Genomic DNA, 25587 nt, shown 5'->3' with positions numbered 1-25587 from the left:
CCGGCGGAACCACAGCAAACACCACGGAGCTGTCTGGTCGGCACGAAGTCTCACGTCAAGCCGATGGGCCGATAACACGCAGCCAATCTTAAGGGCCTGGCGAGGCACCGAGTTCCGCATTCTGCCGGCGCGACGCTGCTGTGCAGGTGAGACCGTCGCCTCTTGTGGGCGCGAACGTGGGTTACCCGCACGCGATCGCGCCGGTTTGCGTGACACGAGCCCACACTCGCGGTCACAGGGTCAATGCGGTCAGGCCCTGTGGCCGGGTTCCAGCAGGTGTCCGACGTGGTCACCCAGGTCGTAGCGGCGCGATAGCGGTGTCGAGGCCGTCGAGGTCCAGCGTGATCGAACCGTTCGGATCGGCGCGGAAGCTGCCGGTGCCCGCCGCGTTGGCCAACTCGCCGGTGCCCGACGCGATGCGCAGTTCCGCGCTGGCCACTCCGTCGCGGTAGCTGCCGTCGTGCAGCAGCACCAGGCCGCCGGCGCGGCCGCCCACGGTGCCCGTGAGGTGTTCGATGCCGACGTAGAGCGCCGACTTGTCCGGCGCGTAGGCCAGCAGCCACTTGGTGGTCGACGTGCCCTTGATGTCGCCCTCGTAGCGCTTGGCCACTAGCGCCTCGGTGAGTTTGGTGGCGTCGTCGCCGTCTTCGAACGGTGTCTCGTCCCAGCTGCCGATCTGGAAGGTGGCCTCGATATGCCTGCTCATGGTCGGCGGATACCCCGTCGGCGGGGGGCGGAACCGAGAGGCCGGAAGCGCCGTCTCCGACGACTGTGGTAGTCAAGGCAGTGCGGCCGCTTTGCGTCCCATAGCCCGTCAAACTATAGTCTGGACACATGTCCAGAGGGTTCGGAGTTGTTGCGTGACACGTTCTGTCCTGGCCGCCGACCTCGGATTTTTCCGCTGCAGCGCATTGTCGTGAGTTGAGCATGCGCATCGCTTTGTTGTCGTACCGGAGCAAGACCCACTGTGGCGGACAGGGGGTCTACGTCCGCTATCTCAGCCGCGGCCTGGCCGAGTTGGGCCACGATGTCGAACTGTTCTCCGGTCAGCCCTACCCCGATGGGCTCGATCCGCGGGTCCGGCTGACCAAGGTGCCCAGCCTGGATCTGTATCGCGAGCCCGATCCGTTTCGCATCCCGTGGCCCAACGAGATCAAGACCCGAATCGATCTGCTCGAGTTGTTGACGACGTGGACGGCCGGCTTTCCGGAACCGCGCACGTTCAGCCTGCGCGCCGCGCGGATCCTCGCCGAGCGCCTGGCGGACTTCGACGTCGTGCACGACAACCAGTGCCTCGGCACCGGGCTGCGCAAGATCGCCGAGATGGGTCTTCCGGTGGTGGCCACGGTGCATCACCCGATCACCCGCGACCAGGTGCTCGACGTGGCGGCCGCGAAGTGGTGGCGTAAGCCGTTGGTGCGCCGCTGGTATGGCTTCGCCGAGATGCAGAAGCAGGTGGCCCGCGAGATCCCCGAGATCCTGACCGTGTCATCGACGTCGGCGGCTGACATCGCCGAGGACTTCGGGGTCGCTCCGAGCCAACTGCACGTAGTACCGCTCGGTGTGGACACCGAGATGTTCAAACCGGCCCAGCACCGGGTCCGCAACCGCATCATCGCGATCGCCAGCGCCGACGTGCCGCTCAAGGGCGTCAGCCACCTGCTGCACGCGATCGCGCGGCTGCGCGTCGAGCGCGACCTCGAGCTTCAGCTGGTCGCCAAGCTCGAGCCGAACGGGCCCACCGAGAAGCTGATCGCCGAGTTGGGCATCTCCGATATCGTGCACAGCTCGAGCGGGCTGTCCGACGCGGAGCTCGCCGACCTGCTGGCATCGGCCGACGTCGCTTGTATCCCTTCGCTTTACGAGGGTTTCTCACTACCGGCGGTAGAGGCGATGGCCAGCGGCACCCCGATCGTGGCCAGCCGTGCCGGCGCGCTGCCGGAAGTGGTCGGCGCCGACGGTGAGTGCGCCAGGCTGGTGCAGCCCGCCGACGTCGACGAGCTGACCAAGGTGCTCGGCGAGCTGCTGGACTCACCGCAGGAACTGTGCCGGCTCGGCGCCGCGGGCCGGCGCCGCGCGCTGGAGGTGTTCAGCTGGGAATCGGTTGCGGCGCAGACGGTTGCGGTCTACGAGCGGGCGTGTGAGCGGGTCAGCGCATGTTGACCGTCGACTTCGACCGGCTCGGTGTCGGTGCGGGCACCAAGGTGATCGACGTCGGATGTGGTGCGGGGCGGCACAGCTTCGAGGCGTATCGACGCGGTGCTCACGTCATCGCGTTCGACCAGAGCGCATCCGACCTCAACGACGTCGACGAAATCCTGACCGCGATGCGCGAGCAGGGCGAGGTTCCGGCCGCGGCCAAGGCTGAGGCCGTCAAGGGTGATGCTCTTGACTTACCTTACGGTGACGGCACTTTCGACTGCGTGATCGCCTCGGAGATCCTCGAACACGTCCCCGAGGACGACCGCGCGATCGCCGAACTGGTGCGGGTACTGGCTCCCGGTGGCACGCTGGCGGTCACGGTGCCGCGCTGGCTGCCCGAGAAGATCTGCTGGGTGCTGTCCGACGAGTACCACGCCAACGAGGGCGGCCACGTGCGGATCTACCATGCCGACAGGCTGCGCGACAAGGTGCTGACCCACGGCCTGAAGCACACCCACACCCACCACGCCCACGCGCTGCACTCTCCGTTCTGGTGGCTGAAATGCGCCGTGGGAACTGAAAACTCGGATCATCCGGCGGTCGCGGGGTATCACCGGCTGCTGGTCTGGGACATGGTCAGCCAGCCGTGGCTCACCCGCACCGCGGAGTCGGTACTCAACCCGCTGATCGGTAAGAGCGTGGCGATGTACTTCAGGAAGCCGGGGGTCGCTGTTGCTGCGGGATGATCTCGCCGACGTGCCCGGCGTGTGCGGTGTCTTTACGCCCGCGCAGTGTCGACAGACCGCTGAGTCGATCGCCGCAATCCAGGAACCCTCCGGCGCCATCCCGTGGTTCGACGGCGGCCACACCGATCCGTGGGACCACGTCGAGAACGCGATGGCGCTGAGCGCGGCAGGCCTGCTCGAACCGGCCCGCGCCGCGTACGATTGGTGCCGGTTCAACCAGCGCGCTGACGGCTCGTGGCCGCTACAGGTCCGCAACGGCGTCATCGAAGATGCCAACAGCGACAGCAACTTCTGCGCCTACATCGCCACCGGCGTCTGGCATCACGTGCTGATCACGCAGGATCGCCGGTTCGCCGAGACCATGTGGCCGGTGGTGAGCAAGGCCATCGACTTCGTCATCGACATGCAGCTCGACGGCGGTCAGATCTCCTGGGCCAGGAGTGCATCGGGACTGGAGCCCGACGCGTTGCTGACCGGTTGCGCGAGCATCCACCACAGCATCCGCTGCGCGCTGGCGCTGGCGGACTACCTCGACGAGCCCCAGCCGGAATGGGAGGTGGCGGTCGGGCGACTCGGTCACGCGATCGCCCACCACCAGGACCTGTTCGTGCTCAAGGACCGGTGGTCGATGGAGTGGTACTACCCGGTGCTCGGCGGCGCCGTGCGTGGTGCGCAGGCCAGCGCCCGCATCGCCGAGCGGTGGGACGACTTCGTGGTCCCGGGCCTCGGCATCCGGTGCGTCGACGACCGACCCTGGGTGACCGGTGCCGAAACCTGCGAGTTGGTGCTGGCTTTGGACGGGATGGGCGATACCGTCCGCGCCCATGAACAGTTCAGCGCCATGCAGCACCTGCGTGACGACGACGGCTCCTACTGGACGGGCCTGGTCTATGCCGACGGCAAACGGTGGCCGGTGGAGCGGTCCACCTGGACCGGCGCGGCGGTGATCCTGGCGGCCGACGCGCTGTCGCGCACCACCACGGCCAGCGGCATCTTCCGCGGCACCCACCTGCCGCGCGGGCTGGAAAGCGACTACGACTACGACTGCGCCTGCGCGACCAGCGACCGGTAACGCGCTAAAGCACCTCGCCGGGCACACCGGAGATGCGCTCGAGCACCCGCATCGACCCAGTGGCCGACACCTCGCGAAAGTCGCCGGTGTCCAGCGCGCGACGGTAGACGTGGTACGGCGCCTGCCCACCGTCAGCGGGGTCGGGGAACACGTCGTGGATGATCAGCGCGCCGCCGACCTCCACCCATCTGGCCCAGCCGTCGAAGTCGCGTTGCGCGGCCTCCTCGGTGTGGCCGCCGTCGATGAACAACAACCTCAGCGGGGTGCGCCAACCACGCGCTGCCACAGGGGATTTCGCGACAATCGCGGCGACGTGTTCGTCAAGGCCGGCGGCGTCGAGCGTATGCCGCAGCGTCGGAAGCGTGTCGAACAGTCCGGTGACCGGGTCGACCATGGACGTGTCGTGATACTCCCAGCCGGGCTGGTGCTCTTCGGAGCCGTGGTGGTGATCGACGGTGTAGAGCAGGCCGCCGCTCTGCTGCGCCGCGGCGCCCAGCATCACGGTCGACTTGCCGCAGTAGGTGCCGATCTCCACACCGACGCCGTCGCCGAGGTAGCGCAGCGCGGCGTCATAGAGGGCGCGGCCTTCGTCGGCGGGCATGAAGCCGGTGACCTGCTCGGCGAGCGCGAAAAGGCGTGCGGCGGGCGGCGGAAGGGCGGTGTCGGTGTTGCTCATCGCGTCCAACCTATCGTGTCGAATCGTTGCTGGTGCAGGGGTGTTGTAGTAGCGTCCGGACATGTGTCCGACACGGCCCTCGAGGGGACTCGCCGCCGTCTGACCGCCAAGCAGGCCGGCACCGTCGAACGTCTCGGCCGCGCCGCGCTCGAGCTGCTGTGCCGCGACGGATTTCCCGCGCTGACCGTGCGTCGGGTGGCCGCCGAGGCCGGTGTCGGAGCGGCCACCGCCTACACCTACTTCTCGTCGAAGGAACACCTTGTCGCCGAGGTGTTTTGGCGTCGGCTGGCCAGCTCGCCGCCGGCGGCGCACGAATCGACGGATCCGGCCGCCCGGGTTATCGAGGTGCTGCGCCATATCGCGTTGCTGGTCGCCGACGAGCCCGAGTTCGCCGGCGCGGTGACCACCGCCCTGCTCGGCAAGGACCCCGACGTCGAGGTGCTACGCCAACGCATCGGCCGCGACATCCGCCAGCGCCTGGCCAGCGCGCTGGACGCCGACGTCGATCCCGACGTCATCGATTCGCTGGAGATGCTGTATTCGGGAGCGTTGGTACGCGCCGGGATGGGATACGCCTCCTACACCGACATCGCCGAGCGGCTGGAGAGGTCCGCGCGGCTGATCCTGGGGCTGACCGCAGTCTCGACGCAAAAGCCAAAGACCTAGGGCCCGAGGATCGCCGTCGACGCGGTGAACGCCGGCTCGACGATGCCGCGCAGATCGCGGCCGTCCTCGACGAACAACGCCGTCAGCTCCCGCAATCCGCCGAGCAGGATGAGCGCAAGCGGACGCGATACCGGTGCCAGCCCCGCCCGCCGGAACCCGGGGCTGTCGCTGAGATCGACCAGCATGTCGGTCAAATGCTCCATGGCCTGACGGTGCAACGGCGCCGCGACGTCGCCCAACGCCGGGGCTTCGCGGATCCAGCTCAGCGTCACCGCGGTTCGCTCCGAGATGTGCACGACGTAGGCGTCGACCGCGCAGCGAATCTGCTCGGCCCAGTCGTCCTCGGGATTCACCGCGGCGCGGATGCTGGCGATCAGCGTCTCGTTGTTGCGCCGCAGCAACTCGATCAGGCATTCGGCCTTGCTTCCGAACTGCTCGTAGAAGGTGCGCTTGGACGTGTGGGCGTGTCGGACGATGTCGGCGACGGTGGTGTCGCGGTAGCCGCGTTCGGTGATCGACGCCGCCATCCCGTCGAGCAAACGGTCGCGGAATTGCACGGTGGGGCGCGAATCGGGCGCACCGTCCAGCGCGGTCGTCATATCGCCTCCCCGGATCTCTTGCGGTCGTTGGTACCAAGCGGTACCGTACTACACACACCTGCGGTACATGGCTGTACCAAAGAGCCGGCTGGGAGTGATCATGAGCGAATCATCGACCGTCGAAGCACCCGCCACCCCGCTGCGCGCGGTGAACCTGCCGCCGGGGCCGCGGCTTCCCAAGGCGCTGCAAGGGCTGGCGTTCATCGCCAACCGCCGCTGGACGGTGCACGAAATGATCCGTCGCTACGGCGAGGTGTTCACCCTCAACATCCCGATCTTCGGGCGCACGGTGGTGGTCGCCGATCCGCAACTGGCCAAGCAGGTGTTCACCGCCAACCCCGACGACCTGGGCAACATCCAGCCCAACCTGTCGCGGGTGCTCGGCCCGGGTTCGGTGTTCGCGCTCGACGGCGCCGAGCACCGCCGCAGGCGCCGGCTGCTCACCCCGCCCTTCCACGGTAAGAGCATCAAGAACTACGAAAAGATCTTCGAAGAGGAGACGCTGCGCGAGTCGGTGAACTGGCCGGAGGGTCAGGCGTTCGAAACGCTCGAGCCGATGATGCGCATCACGCTCAACGCGATCCTGCGGGCCGTGTTCGGCGCCGACGGTGAACGCCTCGACGACCTGCGCCGCATCATCCCGCCCTGGGTCACCCTCGGCTCGCGCCTCGTCAGCCTGCCCACGCCGAAACGGACATACGGGCGGTTCAGCCCGTGGGGCCGGCTGGCCGAGTACCGCCGCCAGTACGACGAGGTCATCAACCGGCTCATCGACGAGGTGACCGCCGACCCGTGCTTCGACGACCGCAACGACGTCCTCGCGCTGCTGTTGCGCAGCACCTACGAGGACGGCACGGCGATGACGCGCCGCGAGATCGGCGACGAGCTGCTCACCCTGCTGGCCGCCGGCCACGAAACAACGGCGGCCACCCTGGCGTGGGCGTTCGAGCGGATCACCCGCCACCCCGAGGTGCTCGCCAAGCTCGTGGAAGAAGTCGACACCGACGACAACGCGTATCGCCAAGCCACGATCCTCGAGGTTCAACGCAACCGCACCATCATCGACTTCGCGGGCCGCCACGTCTACTCGCCGACCTTCGAACTCGGGAAGTGGGTTATCCCGCAAGGCTATTCGGTCATGACCAGCATCCTGCTAATGCATGAGCGCACCGACGAGTTCCCGGCGCAGGAGCGGTTCGACCCGCAGCGGTTCCTCGGCAACCGCCCGCCGATGTTCGCCTGGATCCCGTTCGGCGGCGGCACCCGTCGCTGTGTGGGTGCGGCGTTCGCCAACGTCGAAATGGACGTCGTGTTGCGCACCGTGCTGCGCCACTTCGTGCTCGAGACCACGTCGGCGCCGGGGGAGAAGTGGCACTCCCGCGGCGTGGCGTTCACCCCGAAGAACGGCGGTCGCATGATCGTGCACCGCCGCGGGTGACGAGCAGACACAAACTCGCACCGCCACGCCGGGATTGACGCGATTTTGCGTCTGCTCGCCGCGCTATGACGTGGCCTTCTCCCGCTTCGGCAGCTTCCAGTCGGGCCGGGGGAAGTGGCAGGTGTAGCCGTGGGGGTAGCGCTCCAGATAATCCTGGTGTTCGGGCTCGGCCTCCCAGAAGTCGCTGGCCGGGGTCACCTCGGTGACGACCTTGCCCGGCCACAGCCCGGATGCCTCGACGTCGGCGATGGTGTCCAGCGCGACCTGCTTCTGCTCATCGTCGAGATAGAAGATCGCCGAGCGGTAGCTGGTGCCGACGTCGTTGCCCTGGCGATTCTTCGTGGTCGGATCGTGGATCTGGAAGAAGAACTCCAGCAGCGCCCGGTAGTCGGTCTGCGCTGGGTCGTAGACGATCTCGATGGCTTCGGCATGGCCGGGATGGTTGCGGTAGGTGGCGTTGGCGTTCTCCCCGCCGGTGTAGCCCACCCGCGTCGCGACGACGCCGGGCTGCTTGCGGATCAAGTCCTGCATGCCCCAGAAGCAACCGCCGGCCAGGATGGCCTTTCGCGTAGTGGTCACGCTTTCTCCTTGAGTCTGTGGTGCCTGTCTACAACCATCGTCCACGCCGAAATCTTCCGGCGCACGTATGAAGTCTGCAGCCCCGGGTAAGCATCAGCCATGAAGCTGCTGCGATGGTTGCTCGTGCTGTTGGGCACCGCAGCCGTGTTGGTCGGTGCGGTAGGGCTGCTCAACCCGGTCAACGTCGGCCCAGAGGACGTCGAATGCGGCAGCGCGGCCTTCCCGGATCTCACCGCGGCGCGCGCTGCCACCGACTTCGGCGGGGCCAATATCCCGGTACTCGACGAAGTCATCACCAACCCCGACTACGAAGAGTTGTGCCGGATGGAACTCGAGGATCGGCGGGTGTGGACGCTGACCGTTGCCGCGGTCGGTGCCGTCGTGCTCATCGGTACCGGGGTCATGTTCTTCGCCGCGCGACGCAACCGGGCCGGGTAGTCGTTTACCGTGAGGTGATGCGCCTTCTCGTGTGCGCGGCCCTGGCCGCCCTGGCCACTTGTTTTGCGCCGACGGCGACGGCCGAGCCGACGACGGTGGCACCGCCCGAGGTGCCGCCGCGGCCGGGGGTGCCCTTCGTCGACAACCCGGCGATCGTCGACGCGCATCCGATGCCCGTCGAGTCCTGGAGCCGGATCGGTGCCGGCGAGGTGGTGGCGCTGCACTTCACCACCGGCACCCCGCAGTGCTACGGCGTGACGGCGACCGCACACGAAACCCCCGACACCGTCACCGTCGAACTTCGCGGTGGCATCGTGCCCGATGCGGTCGGCCGGGCGTGCATCGAGATCGCGGTGTTCGGCACGCTCGAGGTGCCGTTGCAGCATCCGGTCGGCGCGCGTGGCGTGCTCAGCGTCTATTGATGCTCGACAAACCCAATAGAACGTGTTCTAGTTTTGACGTGACCGGCAAGGTGTTCAGCCGCGACGAGCTGGCTGCAGCGTTTGAACAATTCGAGGCGACCGTGGATCGCGCCGCGCAGACCCGCGACTGGGATCCGTGGGTTGCGCAGTACACCCCCGACATCACCTACGTCGAGCACGCCGCGGGCACGATGCGCGGCCGCGAAGAGGTCCGGTCCTGGATCTGGAAGACGATGGAGAGCTTCCCCGGCAACCAGATGACGTCGTTCCCCGCCTTGTGGACTGTGATCGACGAACCGACCGCCCGCATCATCTGCGAACTCGACAACCCGATGCGCGACCCGGGCGACGGCACCATCATCAGCGCCACCAACATCTCGATCCTCACCTACGCCGGCGACGGGTTGTGGCGCCGTCAGGAGGACATCTACAACCCGCTGCGGTTCGCCAGCGCGGCGTCAAAGTGGTGCCGCAAGGCCGAGGAACTCGGCACGCTGCCCGACGAGGCGCGTAGCTGGATGCGCAAGTACGGCGGTGCAGAATGAGCTCACCACCCAAACTCGTCATCGGCGCCAACGGCTTCCTCGGCTCACACGTCACCCGGTTGCTCGTCGCCGACGGCCAGCAGGTGCGCGCGATGGTGCGCCCGACCGCCAACACGATCGGCATCGACGACCTGCCCGTCGAGAAGTATCACGGCGACATCTGGGACGACGACACGCTGCGCGAGGCGATGGCCGGCTGCGACGACGTCTACTACTGCGTGGTGGACACCCGCGGCTGGCTGCGCGATCCGGCGCCGTTGTTTCGCACCAACGTCGACGGCACCCGAAACGTGTTGGAGGTGGCCAAGACTGCCGATTTGCGACGGTTCGTCTACACCAGCAGTTACGCCACGGTCGGCCGACGCCGCGGCCGCGTGGCCGACGAGAACGACGTCGTGTCCGAGCGCGGGCTGACCGCGTATGTGCGCTCCCGGGTGCAGGCCGAGAACATGGTGCTGGCCTACGCCCACGAGCATGGTTTACCCGCGGTGGCGATGTGCGTGTCGACCACCTACGGCAGCGGGGACTGGGGCCGCACCCCGCACGGCGCGATCATCGCCGGGGCGGCGTTCGGCAAGATCCCGTTCGTGCTGCGCGGCATCGAACTCGAAGCCGTCGGCGTGGATGACGCCGCCCGCGCGATGCTGTTGGCCGCCGAGCGCGGCCGCGTCGGCGAGCGCTACCTGGTCTCGGAGAAGATGATCAGCAACGCCGAGGTGATCAATATCGCCGCCGAGGCGGCCGGTATGCCGGCACCCAGCAAGTCCATCCAGCTGCCGGTGGCCTACCTGTTGGCCACGCTCGGCAGCGTCAAGGCGCGGCTGCGCGGCACCGACGAGAAGCTGTCGCTGAACTCGTTACGGCTGATGCGGGCGGAGGCCCCGGTCGACTGCAGCAAGGCCAGACGTGAATTGGGTTGGCAGCCAAAGCCGGTGGAGGAGTCCATCCGGGAAGCTGCCCGGTTCTGGGCGGGTCTGCGCGACGCCAGGCGGGCCAGCAGGGCGGGTTGACGCGTGGCTGAGAAACTGCACGTCGACCTGTCCGGCGCACCGCAGACCATGCTGGCGACGTTCTACGCCAAAGCGCTCGACGCCGACCTGCCGAAACCGATCCTCGGCGACCGCTTCGCCAAGGAGATCGTCGACCGCATCGACTACGACTGGTCGAAAACGACGATCAACAAAGCCAATTCACCATCGGTGACCACCCGCACCGCACACTTCGACATCTGGGCGCGGCAGTTTCTGGCTGTGCACCCCGAAGCCGTTGTGCTTCATCTGGGTTGCGGGTTGGACGCACGTGCGTTTCGGCTGGACCCGGGACCCGGCGTCGAGTGGTACGACGTCGACTACCCGGAAGTCGCCGAGTTGCGCCGGGCGCTCTACCCGGCCCGTGACCACTACCACGTCGTGCCCGCATCGGTCACCGACCCGGCGTGGCTGGCCGACATTGCCACCGACCGGCCGACGCTGATGATCGCTGAGGGCCTGACCATGTACCTGCAGCCGTCCGACGGTGTCGCTCTGCTGCGCCGCGTGGTCGACGGATTCCCGTCCGGCGAACTGCAATTCGACGCGTACGGTCGCCTCGGCATCCGATCGCAAGGGATGAACGTGGTGGTGCGTCGCGCGGGCGCGACGCTGCACTGGGCCATCGACGGACCCGACGACATACTCGACGCGGTGCCGGGGACGCGGCTGCTGGCGTGGGTTTCACCGTTCGACTCGCCGACGTTCGACGACGTGGCCTGGTACTACCGTGCGCTGGCCAGCGTGATGCGGGCAGTGCCGCCGTTGCGGCATATGGCGCAGTACCACCGCTACGCGTTCTGACCCCGGACGCCCGGGTCGAAACCGATGCTACCCAGGGCATTTGGCGGATTCCCCTGCACAATGCCAGTTTCGGCGCCGGGAGTCCTAGCTGGCCCTCAGTTCGGCGATCACCTCGCCATAGAGCCGCTCCTTGATCGTGCCGAACACCGCGCCCGCCTTGGCCGCGCGTTCCTCGGCGCGCGCGACGGCGACGTCGAGCAGTTCGTCTTCACCGGCGGTGGCGGCGACGATGCCGGCCTCGCGGGCGTCCTCGCCGCCGTACCGGCGACCCGTCGTCATCGCCTCGTGCGCGGTGGCGATCGGCAACCGGGCGCGGATCAGCGCGTTCATCCCCGCGGTGAACGGGATGCCGAGATCGACTTCGGGAAGGCAGAAGAAGCCGCGGTCACCGCGCATGACGATCAGATCGTGCGCCAGCGCCAGCATCGCCCCGGCGGCGAACGCGTGGCCCTGCACCGCGGCGACGATCGGTGCGGGAAAGGCCAACACGCGGGCGAACAGGGCGTGCACGTCGCTCAGGTTCGCCTCAGCGGCACCGGGATTGGCGGCCATGTAGTCCAGATCCAGACCGTTGGAGTAGAACTTTCCGACCCCGGTGGTGACGACGGCCTTCGGACCGTCGGCGGCCTCGACCTCGTCGAGCGCGGTGTTGATCTGCCCCAACCGGTCCGGGTGGAAACGGTTTTCGTCCTCGCCCAGCGGCAACACGAAAACCGCACCGCGGCGCTGCAAATCGGCCATCAGACGGCCCTCGCGCTTTCGGCCTTCTCCTTGAGCCGCTGCAGCGTCAAGCGGATGTGCTGGGCATTGGCGGTGTCACGGTCCCTGACACCGGTGGCCATGCTCGCCGGTTTGCGGAACCAGCCGGGCCGCCTGTCCCAGGTTCGCTCCGTCACCGTGCAGCCACCGTTACCGGCGACGATGTCGTAGCGCCAGTGCGCGACGGGCACCGCCAGCGAGCGCACGTCGAACGCGAACGTCTGCCCAGGCTCGGCGTCGGTCACGGTGCAGGTCGTGGTCCACGTCCTGGAGCCGTTGCGGTTCTGCCCCTTGAACACCGCGCCCGGTTGCGCACTTGCGCCCTTGGACCACTGCATCGCGTGGGTTTCCTCGGCCAGCGACGCCAGCGTCGACAGATCGGTGATCAGCGCGTACACCGCCGACGGGTCGGCATTGATGCTGATCGAGGCCTCCGCGGAGGCCGGCCCGTGTTGACTCATGTCGCGATCGTAGCCACCGTGAGAACATGACCGACCGCCCCGTGCTGAAACCCACCGGATCGCATCCGATCACCATTGAGCCCACCGGCAGACACGTCACGGTCCGGGTCAACGGCGAACTGGTCGCCGACACCGATGAGGCGCTGACGCTGCAGGAGTCGACGTACCCGCCGGTTCAGTACATCCCGCAGCGTGACGTCGTGGCCGGCCGGCTCGCGCCCAGCGGCACCCAGACGTACTGCCCCTTCAAGGGGCAGGCGAGCTACTACCACGTCGTCACCGAGGCAGGCGAACGTGTCGACGACGCGGTCTGGACCTACCCGGACGCCTACCCCGCGGTCGCGCGCATCGTCGGCCACGTCGCGTTCTATCCGGACAAGGCCGACCTCAGCATCGCCTAACCTGAAGCGGTGCACAGCTCGGTCAGCGTCGTGCACCGGGTTGTCTTCGACGGGCCGGTGAGCCCAGGACTGACGCTGTCCCCGCTGCGCCGTGGCCGCGCCGACCCGTGCTACCAGGACGCCCCCGACGGCGCCATCTGGCGCACCAGCCTGATGCGCAGTGGCCCGGTCACCGCCCGCATCGCCAGGTCCGCACCCGACGCCGTCGACTGCGAGGCGTGGGGAAGCGGTGCAACGGAATTCATCGAGACACTGCCCGCCCTGCTCGGCGCCTTCGACGACAGTTCGGGTTTCGCGCCCGAGGAACCCACCATCGCCGCGGCGCACCGGGGGGTGCCGCATCTGCGGCTGGGACGCACCGACCGGGTGCTCGAAGCGCTGATCCCCGCGGTTCTCGAGCAACGGGTGTACGGCAAGGACGCGCGCCGGGCGTGGCGGACGCTGGTCACCAAGTACGGCGCGCCCGCGCCCGGGCCCGCGCCCGCCCACCTGCGGGTCCCACCGTCGGCGGAGGTGTGGCGGCGCATTCCGTCGTGGGAGTTCCACAAGGCCAACGTCGACCCGCGGCGCGCCCGCACGGTCGTGGGCTGCGCGCAGCGCGCGGACGCGCTGGAGCGGCTGGCCGCCCGCCCGCCCGAGCAGGCGCGCCTGGCGCTGACGTCCCTTCCGGGGGTCGGGGAGTGGACGGCCGCCGAAGCCGCCCAGCGCGCGTTCGGCGACGCCGATGCGTTGTCGGTCGGTGACTTCCACCTCGCGAAGATGATCGGCTGGAGCCTGCTCGGTCACCCGATCGACGATGCGGCGATGGTCGAACTCCTCGCGCCGCTTCGCCCGCACCGCCACCGCGCCGTGCGGTTGTTGGAGGCCAGCGGTCTTGCGGTGCTCCCGCGGTTCGGCCCGCGCCAGGCCATCCCGCGCCTGCGTGCGATCTAGCCGACACTTCGCATACCTGCCACGCCGCGTGGGTACTCGGCGCAGTACCGGACGACGACTTTCAAAAGGAGCTTTCGATGCCGAGTGAATACACCGTTCCTGGCCTGTCTGAACGTGACGGCACCAAGGTGGCCGAGCTGCTGCAGAAGCAGCTGAGCACCTACAACGATCTGCACCTGACGCTCAAACACGTGCACTGGAACGTCGTTGGGCCCAACTTCATCGGCGTACACGAGATGATCGACCCGCAGGTCGCGCTCGTGCGCGGGTATGCCGACGAAACGGCCGAGCGCATCGCCGCATTGGGTAATTCGCCGCTGGGCACGCCGGGTGCGATCATCAAGGACCGCACCTGGGACGACTACTCCGTGGCACGCGACACCGCGCAGGCGCACCTGGCAGCCCTCGACCTCGTCTACACCGGGGTCATCGAGGACACCCGCAGGTGCATCGACACGCTGGAGGAGCTGGACCTGGTGTCGCAGGACATGCTCATCGACCACACCGGCGAGTTGGAGAAGTTCCAGTGGTTCATGCGGGCCCATCTGGAGAACTCCGGCGGCCAACTGTCCAGTGGCGGCGCCCGCACCGAGAAGAGCGCTGCCAGCAACGCCAAGAAGAAGTAACCGAAAGACAATTGGCGACCGGGGTCCCCCAAAACCCCGGTCGCCAACCGCCTGAGCGGCTATCGGCCGCGTGTGCGCTGGCAACCCCCCTCGTCTGCCAGCTGCGTCGGTAGTCAGCAATATCGTAAAACACGATCAGCCAAGATCAACAGTCGTTTCAGCGAATTGATCGGAAACGGTCCGTCGTCCCTGGTTGTGATGTCCCGCAAACAATATATTGCAGGCCAGCAAGCATCATGGCACGGCGGAGTCGCTCTGCCGGTCGGTGCGCTGGGCCTGGTAGATCGACACGTCCGTGCGCAGGATCAGCAGATAGGCGATGCCGACGGCGACCATCGCGCACGGGATGACAGCGAAGGATCCGGTCATCTCAGCGACCATGATCATCACCGCCAGTGGGGCGTGGGCGACGCTGCCGAAGCAGGCCATCATGCCGACGACGACGAAGACCGCGGGGCTATCGGGAATCCCGGGTGCGCCGAGGTCGTGTGCCAGCCGCCAGATCGCCGCGCCGACGAAAGCGCCGACGACGACGCCGGGTCCGAAGATGCCGCCCGAACCGCCGGTGCCGATCGACAGCGAGGTGGCCACGATCTTGGCCAGCGGCAGCAGCAGCACAATCCACAACGGGATGGCCATCAACGTGTCGGTGGCTCCGGCCTTCTGCGCCCAGCCGTATCCACTGGCCAGGATCTGCGGGATCAGCAGGGCCAGCAGACCGACCGCAAGGCCGCCGAGCGCCGGTTTGATCACCTTGTTGCCGGGCAGTTTCGCGGTCAGCGCGACGGTGCCGTAGAACATCTTGGCGTAAAGGTATCCGAAGAACGCCGCGACGACGCCGATCACCAGGTACCAACTCAGATCCAGCGGATGGTCGAAGCGAAAGTCGGCGGCCATGAACCCGAACAGCGGATCGAACCCAAGGATCGAACCCAGCACCGCGTAGGCCGTCGCCGAGGTGATGAACCCGGGGATCAGCGCCTTGTAGTCGAAGTCCTCGCGGTAGACGATCGAGGCGGCCAGCACCGCGCCGCCCAGCGGGGCACCGAAGATCGCCCCGATGCCGGAGCCGATGCCCAGCGACACCGCGATACGCCCGTCCTCATAGGAGAGGTTGAGCCAGCGGGTGAGCAGCGACCCGAAACCCGCCGAGATCTGCGCGGCGGGGCCTTCGCGGCCGCCGGACCCACCGGAGCCGATGGTCAGCGCGCTGGCGATCGTCTTGACGACGATGGCGCGGCCGCGGATCGCGCGCGGGTCGGTGTGCACCGCCTCGATCGCGCTGTCGGTGCCGTGGCCTTCGGCCTCGGGGGCGAACTTGGCCACCAGAAACGCCGACACCAGCGCACCGCCGAACGCCACCAGCGGGATCGCCCACGGCCGGTCGAACCCGGGCGAGCCGGCGTCGCCGCCGTCACCGATCGGCTTGGGAATGTCGTAGCCGGCGAGGTAGCCGAGCAGGAAGCGGCCGGCGTAGTCGAGGGCCAGATAGAACGTCACCGCGCCGAGGCCGGCGATGACGCCGATCGCGATGCCGAGGATCAGCCATTTGCGCAGATACCCCGAGCGTCGGATGAATCCGCCTAGTCCACCGCCGGTTTCGGGGGGAGCTGGCATGGTCTGAGATGCTAGTCCACGATGACGTTGCGCTATCGGCTTTTCACCGGTAGGCCGTGACGCGGGCGATGATCGCGGTCCTGCCGTCGGCGCTGATGGCCTGCGCCTCGGCGATACCCGTCCGGCGTCCGACACGTAAAGCCGTTCCGACATAACGAGATTCGGGACCACTCTGAAACTCACGCAGGAAGTTCACCCGCAGCGACGCGGTGCGCAACGGTTCGCCGGCACGGCCGTTGTTCAGCGCGGCCGCGGCCACCATCTCCAGCGCCATGGCCGACACGCCGCCGTGCACGACGCCGAGGCTGTTGTTGAGGACCGGATCGGCGGCCTGCAGCAGAACCTGTGCGGCGCCGCCGGATTCGGCGACGCTGAGCGCCATCTTCTCGGAGAGCGGGATGGGCGGCGGCGGGCCCGTGGCACCGGCGGGGAACTCCGCGACCCGGTCCTGCGCCTTGATGAAAAACGAGCGCACGGTGGCGGTAGCCAGCGCGATGCCGCGGTGGGTGAAGTCGCACAGCGCCAACGCCACCTCGCCCTTGGGGCCGAACGGTCGGGCCGTCGCGATCACCGGTTCGTCGGGCGCGGCCGCGATGATGTCCACCGCCTCGGGCCTGCACTCCAACGACAACTCGGTGGTCACCGTCCACTCGTCGGCTGCTCGAAGATGGTGGTTGACCAGGCCCCCGGCGTGGTCCACCAGCATCGCCAGCGGCGCGATCGTCGGCGCGCCGGTCAGTGGGTTGACCGCATCGCCCGCGGGAATCGAGGCCACGCAGCGGTGCGGCCCGTCCTCGAAATTCCGGACGCCGAACCGGCCCAACGGGGTACTCAGCGGATATGTCATCAGGATCCAGCCTGACCGCTCCGGTTCCCCTGATACCCCCTAGGGGTATATAGTGTCGTCATGACGCAGCACGGCACACACGTCGGTCACGGCGCGTCGACCGGCCACGGCGACCACGAAAGACACGGCGGGCACAACGGCCACGGAGATCACGGGGGCCACGTGGCGCAGTTCCGACGGCTGTTCTGGATCATGCTGGTGCTCGCGATCCCGACGGCCGGGCTGTCGACGATGTTCGCGATGATCCTCGGCTACTCCATCCCCGACGTACCCGCTGTGCAATGGGTGTCGCCCGTCCTGGGCACGGTGATGTACCTGTGGGGCGGACGTCCGTTCCTCACCGGTGCTGTCAGCGAGATCCGTTCCCGCACACCGGGAATGATGCTGCTGATCGGCCTGGCGCTGACCGTGGCGTTCGTGTCGTCGTGGGGGGCGAGCCTGGGCCTGCTGCACCACCAGCTCGAGTTCTGGTGGGAGCTGGCGCTGCTGATCGTGATCATGCTGCTCGGCCACTGGATCGAGATGCGCTCGTTGGCGCAGACCACCTCTGCGCTCGACTCGCTGGCGGCGCTGCTGCCCGATGAAGCCGAACGCGTGGTGGGCGACGACGTCGAGGTCGTTGCGCCCGCCGAACTGCGCGCCGGCGATGTGGTGATCGTGCGCCCGGGCGGCAGCGTACCCGCCGACGGCGAGATCACCGACGGTGCCGCCGACGTCGACGAGTCGATGGTGACCGGCGAATCCCGGCCGGTACGCCGCGGCGTGGGCGATCACGTGGTCGCGGGCACCGTCGCCACCGACTCGGGCCTGCGCGTCGAGGTGACCGCGGTCGGCGACGACACCGCGCTCGCCGGGATCCAGCGCTTGGTCACCGAGGCGCAGAACTCGTCGTCGCGGGCGCAGCGGATCGCCGACGTCGCCGCGGGCTGGCTGTTCTGGTTCGCGCTGGGTGCCGCCGCGATCACGGCGGTGGTGTGGGGTTTCATCGGGATTCCCGAACAATCGGTGATCCGGACGATCACCGTGCTGGTGATCGCCTGCCCGCACGCGCTGGGGCTGGCGATCCCGCTGGTGGTCTCCATCGCGACCGAACGCGCGGCGCGGGGCGGGGTGCTGGTCAAAGACCGGCTCGCGCTGGAGAGCATGCGCACGGTCGGCGCGGTGCTGTTCGACAAGACGGGCACGCTGACCAAGGGCGAGCCGACGGTGGTCGGCGTCACCGCGGCGAGCCGCGCAGAAAAGACCGCGGCGAGCCGCGCAGAAAAGACCGCGGCGAGCCGCGCAGAAAAGACCGCGGCGCCAGGGCACTCCGAGGACCAGGTGGTGGCGCTCGCGGCTGCCGCCGAGGCCGCCTCCGAGCATCCGCTGGCCAAGGCAATCGTGGAGACCGCGCGTCGCCGCAACCTGACCCTGCCTGCCTGGTCGGACTTCACATCCTCACCGGGCGTCGGCGTCATGGCGACGGTCGATGGCAAGACGGTACAGGTCGGGGGCCCGCGCGCGCTCTCCGCAGCCGGTCAACGTGAACTGCCCGAAGCCGACCGGTGGCGCGAGCAGGGCGCCACCATCCTGCACGTGCTGGTCGACGGGGCGATCGTGGGCGCGCTGGCGTTGGCCGACGAGGTACGCGAGGAGTCCCGCCAAGCCGTCGACGCCCTGCACCGGCTCGGCATCGAAGTGATGATGATCACCGGAGACGCGCAGGCCGTCGCGGACTCGGTGGCGGCCGAACTCGGCATCGACCGTGTTTTCGCAGGTGTACGGCCCGAAGACAAGGCCGCCAAGGTGGCATCGCTGCAGTCGGAGGGGCTCAAGGTCGCGATGGTCGGCGACGGCGTCAACGACGCACCCGCGCTGGCGCAGGCCGAAGTCGGTATCGCGATCGGGGCGGGCACCGATGTGGCGATCGCCTCGGCCGGGGTGATCCTGGCCAGTTCCGATCCGCGATCGGTGCTTTCGGTGATCGAGCTATCCAAGGCCGCGTATCGAAAGATGAAGCAAAACCTTTGGTGGGCAGCGGGATACAACCTGATCGCGGTGCCGTTGGCGGCCGGCGTGCTGGCTCCGGTGGGCTTCGTGATGCCGATGTCGGTCGGGGCACTGTTGATGTCGGCCTCCACGGTGGTGGTGGCGGCCAACGCACAGCTGCTGCGACGGCTGGATCTGTCCCCCGAAGCCGGTGTGCGGGCCGTTGTCTAAGAATCTGACTAGGCTTTACGCAAAGACTATGTGATGTGGTTCACCCAGCGTACAGTGGTGAACGGAGTATCACAGCAAATTGTGAGACCTGGGAAAAGTTAGGATCGCTTAGTGCTGCGGCGCGCGGCCGCTTCCGGGCGGAGCGTGAAATCCGAAGCGGCCCAACGCTGTTCGAAACCGATGACGGTGTGGGGAATTGACCGGCCCAACGGGGCGCCACCACTTAGTTAGGCTCGACTAAGTTGGCATGTCAGGCATGGTTTGTCATATCGTTTTTCACTTAGGCGAGTTGGGTTCGAGCAGTCGTTCGATGTCGCACGGAGGCGCCCCTCGCAGGCCGGCCGCAACGCCGCTGTACGGCCGCCGTTGAAAACAGCTCAAGGCGTGCGGATAAAAGGGTAGGTGGGAATGACGCCCAGGATTCAAGGGCTCTACAACCCCGCGTTCGAGCACGATGCGTGTGGTGTGGCCATGGTGGCCGATATGCACGGTCGGCGCAGTCGCGACATCGTCGACAAAGCGATCACCGCGTTGCTGAACCTGGAGCACCGCGGCGCCCAGGGCGCTGAACCGCACACCGGTGACGGGGCAGGCATCCTGCTGCAGGTGCCCGACGAGTTCCTGCGGGCAGTGGTCGATTTCGAACTGCCGGAGTACGGCAGCTACGCGACCGGGATCGCGTTCCTTCCGCAGTCGTCCAAGGATGCCGCGGTGGCTTCTGAAGCCGTCGAGAAGATCGCCGAGGCCGAAGGGCTTCAGGTGCTGGGGTGGCGGGAGGTGCCCACCGACGAATCGTCGCTGGGCGCGCTGGCCCGTGACGCGATGCCGACCTTCCGGCAGCTGTTCATCGGCCTGGGCGAGCGAAGCGACGGGAAGGGGCAGGGCGCGTCGGGGATGGACCTGGAGCGTCGTGCGTACGTGGTGCGCAAGCGCGCCGAGCACGAGCTGGGCACCAGGGGACCTGGTCAAGACGGTCCCGGCCGCGAAACCGTGTACTTCCCAAGCCTTTCCGGTCAGACCTTCGTCTACAAGGGGATGCTGACCACACCGCAGCTCAAGGCGTTCTACCTCGACCTGCAAGACGAACGGCTCACCAGTGCGCTGGGCATCGTGCACTCGCGGTTCTCCACCAACACGTTCCCGTCGTGGCCGCTGGCGCACCCGTTCCGACGCATCGCCCACAACGGTGAGATCAACACCGTCACCGGCAACGAGAACTGGATGCGGGCCCGCGAGGCGCTGATCCGCACCGACCTGTTCGGCGACGCCGCCGACCTGGAAAAGATCACGCCGGTCTGCACCCCGGGGGCATCCGACACCGCGCGGTTCGACGAGGTCCTCGAGCTGTTGCACCTCGGCGGTCGCAGCCTGCCGCACGCGGTGCTGATGATGATCCCCGAGGCGTGGGAGCGCCACGAACAAATGGACGCGCGTCGCAGGGCTTTTTATGAGTTCCACGACTCGCTGATGGAGCCGTGGGACGGCCCGGCCTCGGTGTGCTTCACCGACGGCACCGTGATCGGCGCCGTGCTGGACCGCAACGGCCTGCGACCGTCGCGGATCTGGGTGACCGCCGACGGCCTCGTCGTGATGGCGTCCGAAGCCGGTGTGCTCAACCTCGACCCGTCCACGGTGGTGCGCAAGATGCGGCTGCAGCCGGGCCGTATGTTCCTGGTCGACACCGCGCAGGGCCGCATCGTCGACGACGAGGAGATCAAGGCCGAACTGGCCGCCGAGCACCCCTATCAGGAGTGGCTGGACGCTGGGCTGTTCCGTCTCGACGAGCTGCCGCAGGGCGACTACGTCCGCATGCCGCACCACCGGGTGGTGTTGCGCCAGCAGGCTTTCGGCTACACCTACGAAGAGCTCAACCTGCTGGTCGCGCCGATGGCCCGCACCGGTGCCGAGCCGATTGGTTCGATGGGCACCGATACGCCCATCGCGGTGCTGTCGCAGCGGCCCCGAATGTTGTTCGACTACTTCCAGCAGATGTTCGCTCAGGTGACCAACCCGCCGCTGGACGCGATCCGCGAAGAGGTGGTGACCAGCCTGCAGGGCGCCATGGGGCCGGAGGGCGACCTGCTCAACCCGGGCCCTGAGTCGTGCCGCCAGATCGTGCTGGCGCAGCCGATCATTCGCAACCACGAACTCGCCAAGCTGATCAACCTCGACCCCGAGCAGGAGATCGACGGTCGCCGCCACGGCCTGTCGACCGCAGTGGTGCGCTGTCTGTACCCGGTGAACCGGGGCGGCCAAGGTCTCAAGGAAGCCCTCGACAACGTCCGCGCGAAGGTGTCGGCGGCCATCCGGGAGGGCGCCCGCATCATCGTGCTGTCCGACCGCGAGTCCAACGAGCAGATGGCGCCGATCCCGTCGCTGCTGTCGGTGGCCGCTGTACACCACCACTTGGTGCGCGACCGGACCCGCACCCAGGTCGGCCTGGTCGTGGAGGCCGGTGACGCGCGCGAGGTGCACCACATGGCCACGCTCTGCGGTTTTGGTGCGGCCGCCATCAACCCGTACATGGCGTTCGAGTCGATCGAGGACATGGTCGATCGCGGGGTGATCACCGGCGTCGACACCGATACCGCCAAGGCCAACTACGTCAAGGCCGCAGGCAAAGGCGTGCTCAAAGTGATGTCCAAGATGGGCATCTCCACGTTGGCGTCCTACACCGGCGCGCAGCTGTTCCAGGCCATCGGCATCAGCCAGCAGGTGCTCGACGAGTACTTCACCGGGCTGACCTGTCCGACCGGGGGCATCGGCCTCGACGACATTGCCGACGACGTGGCCGCCCGGCACCGGTTGGCCTACCTCGACCAGCCCACCGAGTGGGCGCATCGTGAACTCGAGGTCGGCGGCGAATACCAGTGGCGCCGCGAGGGCGAGTACCACCTGTTCAACCCCGACACGGTGTTCAAGCTGCAGCACTCAACCCGCACCGGCCAGTACTCGATCTTCAAGGAGTACACCAAGCTGGTCGATGACCAGAGCGAGCGGATGGCCTCGCTGCGCGGGCTATTCACGTTCAAAGACTCCAAAGATGCAGGGCGCCAGCCGGTCCCGCTCGAGGAGGTGGAGCCGGCCAGCGAGATCGTCAAGCGGTTCTCGACCGGCGCGATGAGCTACGGTTCGATCTCCGCGGAGGCCCACGAGACCCTCGCGATCGCGATGAACCGCCTCGGCGGCCGGTCGAATTCCGGTGAGGGCGGTGAGCACGTCAGCCGGTTCGACCCCGAGGAGAACGGCGACTGGCGGCGCAGCGCCATCAAGCAGGTGGCCTCCGGTCGGTTCGGCGTCACCAGCCACTACCTGACCAACTGCACCGACATCCAGATCAAGATGGCCCAGGGAGCGAAACCCGGTGAGGGCGGCCAGCTTCCGGGCAACAAGGTGTATCCGTGGGTGGCCGAGGTGCGCCACTCCACACCCGGGGTGGGGCTAATCTCGCCGCCGCCGCACCACGACATCTACTCCATCGAGGATCTGGCGCAGCTGATCCACGACCTCAAGAACGCCAACCCGCAGGCCCGCGTACACGTCAAGCTGGTCAGCGAAACCGGGGTGGGCACGGTGGCCGCCGGAGTCTCGAAGGCGCACGCCGACGTGGTGCTGATCTCCGGGCATGACGGCGGCACCGGTGCGACGCCGCTGACGTCGATGAAGCACGCGGGTGCGCCGTGGGAGCTCGGCCTGGCCGAGACCCAGCAGACGTTGCTGCTCAACGGACTTCGTGACCGCATCGTGGTACAGGTCGACGGGCAGCTCAAGACCGGACGCGATGTCGTGGTCGCCGCGCTGCTCGGCGCCGAGGAGTTCGGCTTCGCCACCGCGCCGTTGGTGGTGTCGGGCTGCATCATGATGCGGGTGTGCCACCTCGACACCTGCCCGGTGGGGGTGGCGACGCAGAACCCGATACTGCGGCAACGCTTCACCGGCAAGCCCGAGTTCGTCGAGAACTTCTTCATGTTCATCGCCGAAGAGGTGCGCGAGCTGATGGCGCAGCTGGGGTTCCGCACGCTCAACGAGATGGTCGGCCAGGTCGACGCGCTGGACACCACCCGCGCCGCCGAACACTGGAAGGCCAACAAGCTGGACCTGGCGCCGGTGCTGCATCAGCCCGAATCTGCGTTCATGAACCAGGACCTGTACTGCAGCTCACGGCAGGACCACGGGCTGGACAAGGCGCTCGACCAGCAGCTGATCGTGATGTGCCGGGAAGCGCTGGATTCGGCGACGCCGGTGCGCTTCTCGACGACGATCGCCAACGTCAACCGCACCGTCGGCACCATGCTGGGCCACGAAGTCACCAAAGCCTATGGCGGGCAGGGACTTGCCGACGGCACCATCGACATCACGTTCGACGGGTCGGCGGGCAACAGCTTCGGCGCTTTTGTGCCGCAGGGCATCACGCTGCGGGTGTACGGCGACGCCAACGACTATGTCGGCAAGGGCCTGTCCGGCGGTCGCATCGTGGTGCGGCCATCTGATGATGCGCCGGCCGACTATGTCGCCGAGGACAACATCATCGCCGGCAACGTGATCCTGTTCGGCGCCACCAGCGGTCAGGCGTTCCTGCGCGGCCAGGTGGGGGAGCGGTTCGCGGTGCGCAACTCCGGCGCGCACGCGGTCGTCGAAGGTGTCGGCGACCACGGCTGCGAGTACATGACCGGCGGACGCATCGCCATCCTCGGCCCGACCGGCCGCAACTTCGCGGCGGGGATGTCCGGTGGCATCGCCTACGTCTATGACCCCGACAACCGGCTGCCGCAGAATCTCAACGCCGAGATGGTGGAACTCGAGGACCTCGACGACGAGGATCTGGCGTGGCTGCAGGACATGATCACCGCCCATGTGGATGCCACCGATTCCGCTATCGGGCAACGCATCCTCGATGACTGGAGCACCAACGTGAAGCACTTCACCAAGGTGATGCCCCGTGACTACCGGCGGGTGCTGGAAGCCATCGCCGACGCCGAACGGACCGGCGCTGACGAGAACGGAATTGCCGAAGCGATCATGGCGGCCGCCGGTGCCTGATCCCCGCGGCTTCCTCAAGCACACCCACCGCGAGACCCCGCCGCGGCGGCCGGTCCCGCTGCGCCTGCAGGACTGGAAAGAGGTCTACGAAGACTTCTCTCACGACACACTGCGGGAGCAGGCTGCCCGCTGCATGGACTGCGGTATCCCGTTCTGCCACAACGGCTGTCCGCTGGGCAACCTGATCCCGGAGTGGAACGACCTGGTCCGCACGGACCGCTGGTACGACGCGATCGAGCGGCTGCACGCCACCAACAACTTCCCGGAGTTCACCGGACGGCTGTGCCCGGCGCCGTGTGAGGGCTCGTGTGTGCTCGGCATCAACCAGGATCCGGTCACCATCAAGCAGGTCGAGGTCGAGATCATCGACAAGGCCTTCGAGGAGGGTTGGGTGGTGCCGCTGCCGCCCGCCGTGCGCACCGGCAAGACCGTCGCCGTCGTCGGCTCGGGCCCGGCCGGGCTGGCCGCCGCCCAGCAGCTCACCCGCGCCGGCCACACCGTGACGGTGTTCGAGCGCGACGACCGCATCGGCGGCCTGCTGCGCTACGGCATCCCGGAATTCAAGATGGAAAAGCGCCACATCGACCGTCGTCTCGAACAGATGACCGCCGAAGGGACCCAGTTCCGCGCCGGTGTGAACGTCGGCGTAGACCTCACGGCGCAGCAACTGCGTAAGGACTTCGACGCGGTGGTGCTCGCTGGCGGCGCGACGGCATGGCGCGATCTGCCGATTCCGGGCCGCGACCTCGACGGCATCCACCAAGCCATGGAATACCTGCCGTGGGCCAACCGGGTGCAGCACGGCGACCCCGTGACGGGTCCGGACGGGGAACCACCGATCACCGCGAAGGGCAAGAAGGTCGTCATCATCGGCGGCGGCGACACCGGCGCCGACTGCCTGGGCACCGCGCACCGCCAAGGCGCGGTCAGCGTGCACCAGTTCGAGATCATGCCGCGCCCGCCGGACACCCGCGCCGACTCGACGCCCTGGCCGGTCTACCCACTGATGTTCCGGGTCTCCTCGGCACACGAGGAAGGCGGCGAACGGATGTACTCGGTCAACACCGAGGAGTTCGTGGGCCGCGACGGCCGCGTCACCGGGTTGCGCGGCCACGAGGTGCGCAACGAGGACGGCAGATTCGTCAAGGTCGACGGCACGGAGTTCGAGCTGGAGGCCGACCTGGTGTTACTGGCCATGGGTTTCGTCGGGCCGCAGCGGGAGGGCCTGCTCAGCGACCTCAGTGTGGAGCTCACCGACCGCGGAAACGTCGCGCGCGACGCAAACTTTGCCACCTCGGTGCCCGGGGTGTTCGTGGCCGGCGACATGGGCCGCGGCCAGTCCCTGATCGTGTGGGCCATCGCCGAGGGCCGCGCCGCCGCGGCCGGCGTCGACCGCTACCTGATGGGGCAGAGCGCGCTACCGGAGCCGATCAAGCCGACCACCGTCCCGCAGCGCTAGTCCTTTCTGCCGCGAGCTTTGTAGCGCCGAGCTGGGCCCACACGCACGCCGAGCAGACGCCGAAGGTGGCGACACGCCGCGTAATCAGAC

24 protein-coding genes are annotated in these 25587 nt (G+C 67.7%); 16 read left to right on the top strand and 8 right to left on the bottom strand.

Translation table 11 applies throughout. The features are described 5' to 3' along the window. Positions 1 to 289: 289 nt before the first annotated feature. On the bottom strand, positions 290 to 706 hold the full coding sequence (locus ABQF13_RS23235; protein ID WP_448395156.1) for a DUF3224 domain-containing protein: 417 nt from the start codon (positions 704 to 706) through the stop codon (positions 290 to 292). 221 nt (positions 707 to 927) lie between these two features. Here ABQF13_RS23235 and ABQF13_RS23230 point away from each other — a divergent pair, with 221 nt between their 5' ends. From ABQF13_RS23230 to ABQF13_RS23220, 3 genes are read left to right on the top strand one after another with little or no spacing between them, the layout of a single operon-like run. Further along, positions 928 to 2163 (top strand): MMP alpha-(1->4)-mannosyltransferase, encoded by a 1236-nt coding sequence (locus ABQF13_RS23230; RefSeq protein WP_448395155.1) that lies wholly within the window; start codon positions 928 to 930, stop codon positions 2161 to 2163. Beyond that, positions 2157 to 2888: a class I SAM-dependent methyltransferase gene (locus ABQF13_RS23225; protein ID WP_448395154.1), complete on the top strand. Its 732-nt coding sequence runs from the start codon at positions 2157 to 2159 to the stop codon at positions 2886 to 2888. Before ABQF13_RS23230 ends, ABQF13_RS23225 begins: the two co-directional genes overlap by 7 nt. Next, complete coding sequence (locus ABQF13_RS23220) at positions 2875 to 3960, top strand: MMP endo-(1,4)-3-O-methyl-alpha-D-mannosidase (RefSeq protein WP_448395153.1); 1086 nt, start codon at positions 2875 to 2877, stop codon at positions 3958 to 3960. The genes ABQF13_RS23225 and ABQF13_RS23220 overlap by 14 nt, the downstream gene beginning before the upstream one ends. Positions 3961 to 3964: 4 nt before the next feature. Here the strand turns inward: ABQF13_RS23220 and ABQF13_RS23215 are convergent, their stop codons facing one another. After that, positions 3965 to 4636 carry a class I SAM-dependent methyltransferase gene (locus ABQF13_RS23215; protein ID WP_448395152.1) on the bottom strand — a complete coding sequence of 224 codons (672 nt, stop codon included), beginning with the start codon at positions 4634 to 4636 and terminating at the stop codon, positions 3965 to 3967. A 63-nt stretch (positions 4637 to 4699) separates the two neighbouring features. Between ABQF13_RS23215 and ABQF13_RS23210 the strand changes: the two genes are divergently transcribed. Further along, positions 4700 to 5302, top strand: a complete 603-nt coding sequence (locus ABQF13_RS23210) for a TetR/AcrR family transcriptional regulator (protein ID WP_448395151.1) — start codon at positions 4700 to 4702, stop codon at positions 5300 to 5302. Here ABQF13_RS23210 and ABQF13_RS23205 read toward each other — a convergent pair. After that, positions 5299 to 5901: a TetR/AcrR family transcriptional regulator gene (locus ABQF13_RS23205; protein ID WP_448395150.1), complete on the bottom strand. Its 603-nt coding sequence runs from the start codon at positions 5899 to 5901 to the stop codon at positions 5299 to 5301. The two genes, ABQF13_RS23210 and ABQF13_RS23205, sit on opposite strands and share 4 nt — an antisense overlap. A gap of 100 nt (positions 5902 to 6001) precedes the next feature. On the opposite strand from ABQF13_RS23205, the gene ABQF13_RS23200 reads away from it, so the two are divergent. Further along, positions 6002 to 7339, top strand: a complete 1338-nt coding sequence (locus tag ABQF13_RS23200; RefSeq protein ID WP_448395149.1) for a cytochrome P450 — start codon at positions 6002 to 6004, stop codon at positions 7337 to 7339. Between the two features lie 63 nt (positions 7340 to 7402). Here the strand turns inward: ABQF13_RS23200 and msrA are convergent, their stop codons facing one another. After that, the gene (msrA, locus tag ABQF13_RS23195; RefSeq protein WP_448395168.1) at positions 7403 to 7870 is read right to left on the bottom strand and encodes a peptide-methionine (S)-S-oxide reductase MsrA; all 468 of its coding nucleotides are present in this window, start codon (positions 7868 to 7870) and stop codon (positions 7403 to 7405) included. A gap of 147 nt (positions 7871 to 8017) precedes the next feature. On the opposite strand from msrA, the gene ABQF13_RS23190 reads away from it, so the two are divergent. Genes ABQF13_RS23190 through ABQF13_RS23170 form a run of 5 tightly spaced genes read left to right on the top strand, consistent with a single transcriptional unit; the run spans position 8018 to position 11155 of the window. Beyond that, the gene (locus tag ABQF13_RS23190) at positions 8018 to 8356 is read left to right on the top strand and encodes a hypothetical protein (protein ID WP_448395148.1); all 339 of its coding nucleotides are present in this window, start codon (positions 8018 to 8020) and stop codon (positions 8354 to 8356) included. 17 nt (positions 8357 to 8373) lie between these two features. After that, the gene (locus ABQF13_RS23185; RefSeq protein WP_448395147.1) at positions 8374 to 8778 is read left to right on the top strand and encodes a hypothetical protein; all 405 of its coding nucleotides are present in this window, start codon (positions 8374 to 8376) and stop codon (positions 8776 to 8778) included. A gap of 38 nt (positions 8779 to 8816) precedes the next feature. After that, positions 8817 to 9323, top strand: coding sequence for a nuclear transport factor 2 family protein (locus tag ABQF13_RS23180; protein ID WP_448395146.1), 507 nt, complete (start codon positions 8817 to 8819; stop codon positions 9321 to 9323). Next, positions 9320 to 10333 carry an NAD-dependent epimerase/dehydratase family protein gene (locus ABQF13_RS23175; protein WP_448395145.1) on the top strand — a complete coding sequence of 338 codons (1014 nt, stop codon included), beginning with the start codon at positions 9320 to 9322 and terminating at the stop codon, positions 10331 to 10333. Before ABQF13_RS23180 ends, ABQF13_RS23175 begins: the two co-directional genes overlap by 4 nt. Positions 10334 to 10381: 48 nt before the next feature. Further along, positions 10382 to 11155, top strand: coding sequence for a class I SAM-dependent methyltransferase (locus tag ABQF13_RS23170; protein ID WP_448395167.1), 774 nt, complete (start codon positions 10382 to 10384; stop codon positions 11153 to 11155). Between the two features lie 84 nt (positions 11156 to 11239). Here ABQF13_RS23170 and ABQF13_RS23165 read toward each other — a convergent pair whose 3' ends face one another. Next, entirely contained in the window at positions 11240 to 11896 is a 657-nt protein-coding gene (locus ABQF13_RS23165; RefSeq protein ID WP_448395144.1) for an enoyl-CoA hydratase-related protein, read from the bottom strand. Then, on the bottom strand, positions 11896 to 12375 hold the full coding sequence (locus tag ABQF13_RS23160; protein ID WP_448395143.1) for an SRPBCC family protein: 480 nt from the start codon (positions 12373 to 12375) through the stop codon (positions 11896 to 11898). Before ABQF13_RS23160 ends, ABQF13_RS23165 begins: the two co-directional genes overlap by 1 nt. A gap of 26 nt (positions 12376 to 12401) precedes the next feature. On the opposite strand from ABQF13_RS23160, the gene ABQF13_RS23155 reads away from it, so the two are divergent. The 3 genes from ABQF13_RS23155 to ABQF13_RS23145 all read left to right on the top strand — a co-directional run bounded on the left by ABQF13_RS23155 (position 12402) and on the right by ABQF13_RS23145 (position 14335). Then, the gene (locus ABQF13_RS23155; RefSeq protein WP_448395142.1) at positions 12402 to 12776 is read left to right on the top strand and encodes a DUF427 domain-containing protein; all 375 of its coding nucleotides are present in this window, start codon (positions 12402 to 12404) and stop codon (positions 12774 to 12776) included. Positions 12777 to 12785: 9 nt separating this feature from the next. Continuing rightward, positions 12786 to 13709: a DNA-3-methyladenine glycosylase family protein gene (locus tag ABQF13_RS23150; RefSeq protein WP_448395141.1), complete on the top strand. Its 924-nt coding sequence runs from the start codon at positions 12786 to 12788 to the stop codon at positions 13707 to 13709. Positions 13710 to 13786: 77 nt separating this feature from the next. Continuing rightward, positions 13787 to 14335 carry a Dps family protein gene (locus tag ABQF13_RS23145; protein WP_448395140.1) on the top strand — a complete coding sequence of 183 codons (549 nt, stop codon included), beginning with the start codon at positions 13787 to 13789 and terminating at the stop codon, positions 14333 to 14335. A gap of 234 nt (positions 14336 to 14569) precedes the next feature. On the opposite strand, the gene ABQF13_RS23140 is transcribed toward ABQF13_RS23145, so the two are convergent. Next, positions 14570 to 15952 (bottom strand): chloride channel protein, encoded by a 1383-nt coding sequence (locus ABQF13_RS23140; RefSeq protein ID WP_448395139.1) that lies wholly within the window; start codon positions 15950 to 15952, stop codon positions 14570 to 14572. Positions 15953 to 15995: 43 nt separating this feature from the next. Continuing rightward, the gene (locus ABQF13_RS23135; RefSeq protein WP_448395138.1) at positions 15996 to 16799 is read right to left on the bottom strand and encodes a PaaI family thioesterase; all 804 of its coding nucleotides are present in this window, start codon (positions 16797 to 16799) and stop codon (positions 15996 to 15998) included. Between the two features lie 60 nt (positions 16800 to 16859). Between ABQF13_RS23135 and ABQF13_RS23130 the strand changes: the two genes are divergently transcribed. The 3 genes from ABQF13_RS23130 (at position 16860) to ABQF13_RS23120 (ending at position 25497) form a co-directional block, all read left to right on the top strand. Beyond that, on the top strand, positions 16860 to 18998 hold the full coding sequence (locus ABQF13_RS23130) for a heavy metal translocating P-type ATPase (protein ID WP_448395137.1): 2139 nt from the start codon (positions 16860 to 16862) through the stop codon (positions 18996 to 18998). 408 nt (positions 18999 to 19406) lie between these two features. Continuing rightward, positions 19407 to 24038 carry a glutamate synthase large subunit gene (gene gltB, locus ABQF13_RS23125; protein WP_448395136.1) on the top strand — a complete coding sequence of 1544 codons (4632 nt, stop codon included), beginning with the start codon at positions 19407 to 19409 and terminating at the stop codon, positions 24036 to 24038. Continuing rightward, a complete protein-coding gene (locus tag ABQF13_RS23120; RefSeq protein ID WP_448395135.1) occupies positions 24031 to 25497 on the top strand; it encodes a glutamate synthase subunit beta in 1467 nt (488 codons plus the stop codon). The genes gltB and ABQF13_RS23120 overlap by 8 nt, the downstream gene beginning before the upstream one ends. The last annotated feature ends 90 nt before the right edge of the window (positions 25498 to 25587 follow it).

The sequence above is a fragment of the Mycolicibacterium sp. XJ879 genome, from assembly GCF_053483935.1.
Note: the sequence above shows the minus strand (reverse complement) of the source record. Positions and strands in the feature narration are given on the sequence as shown.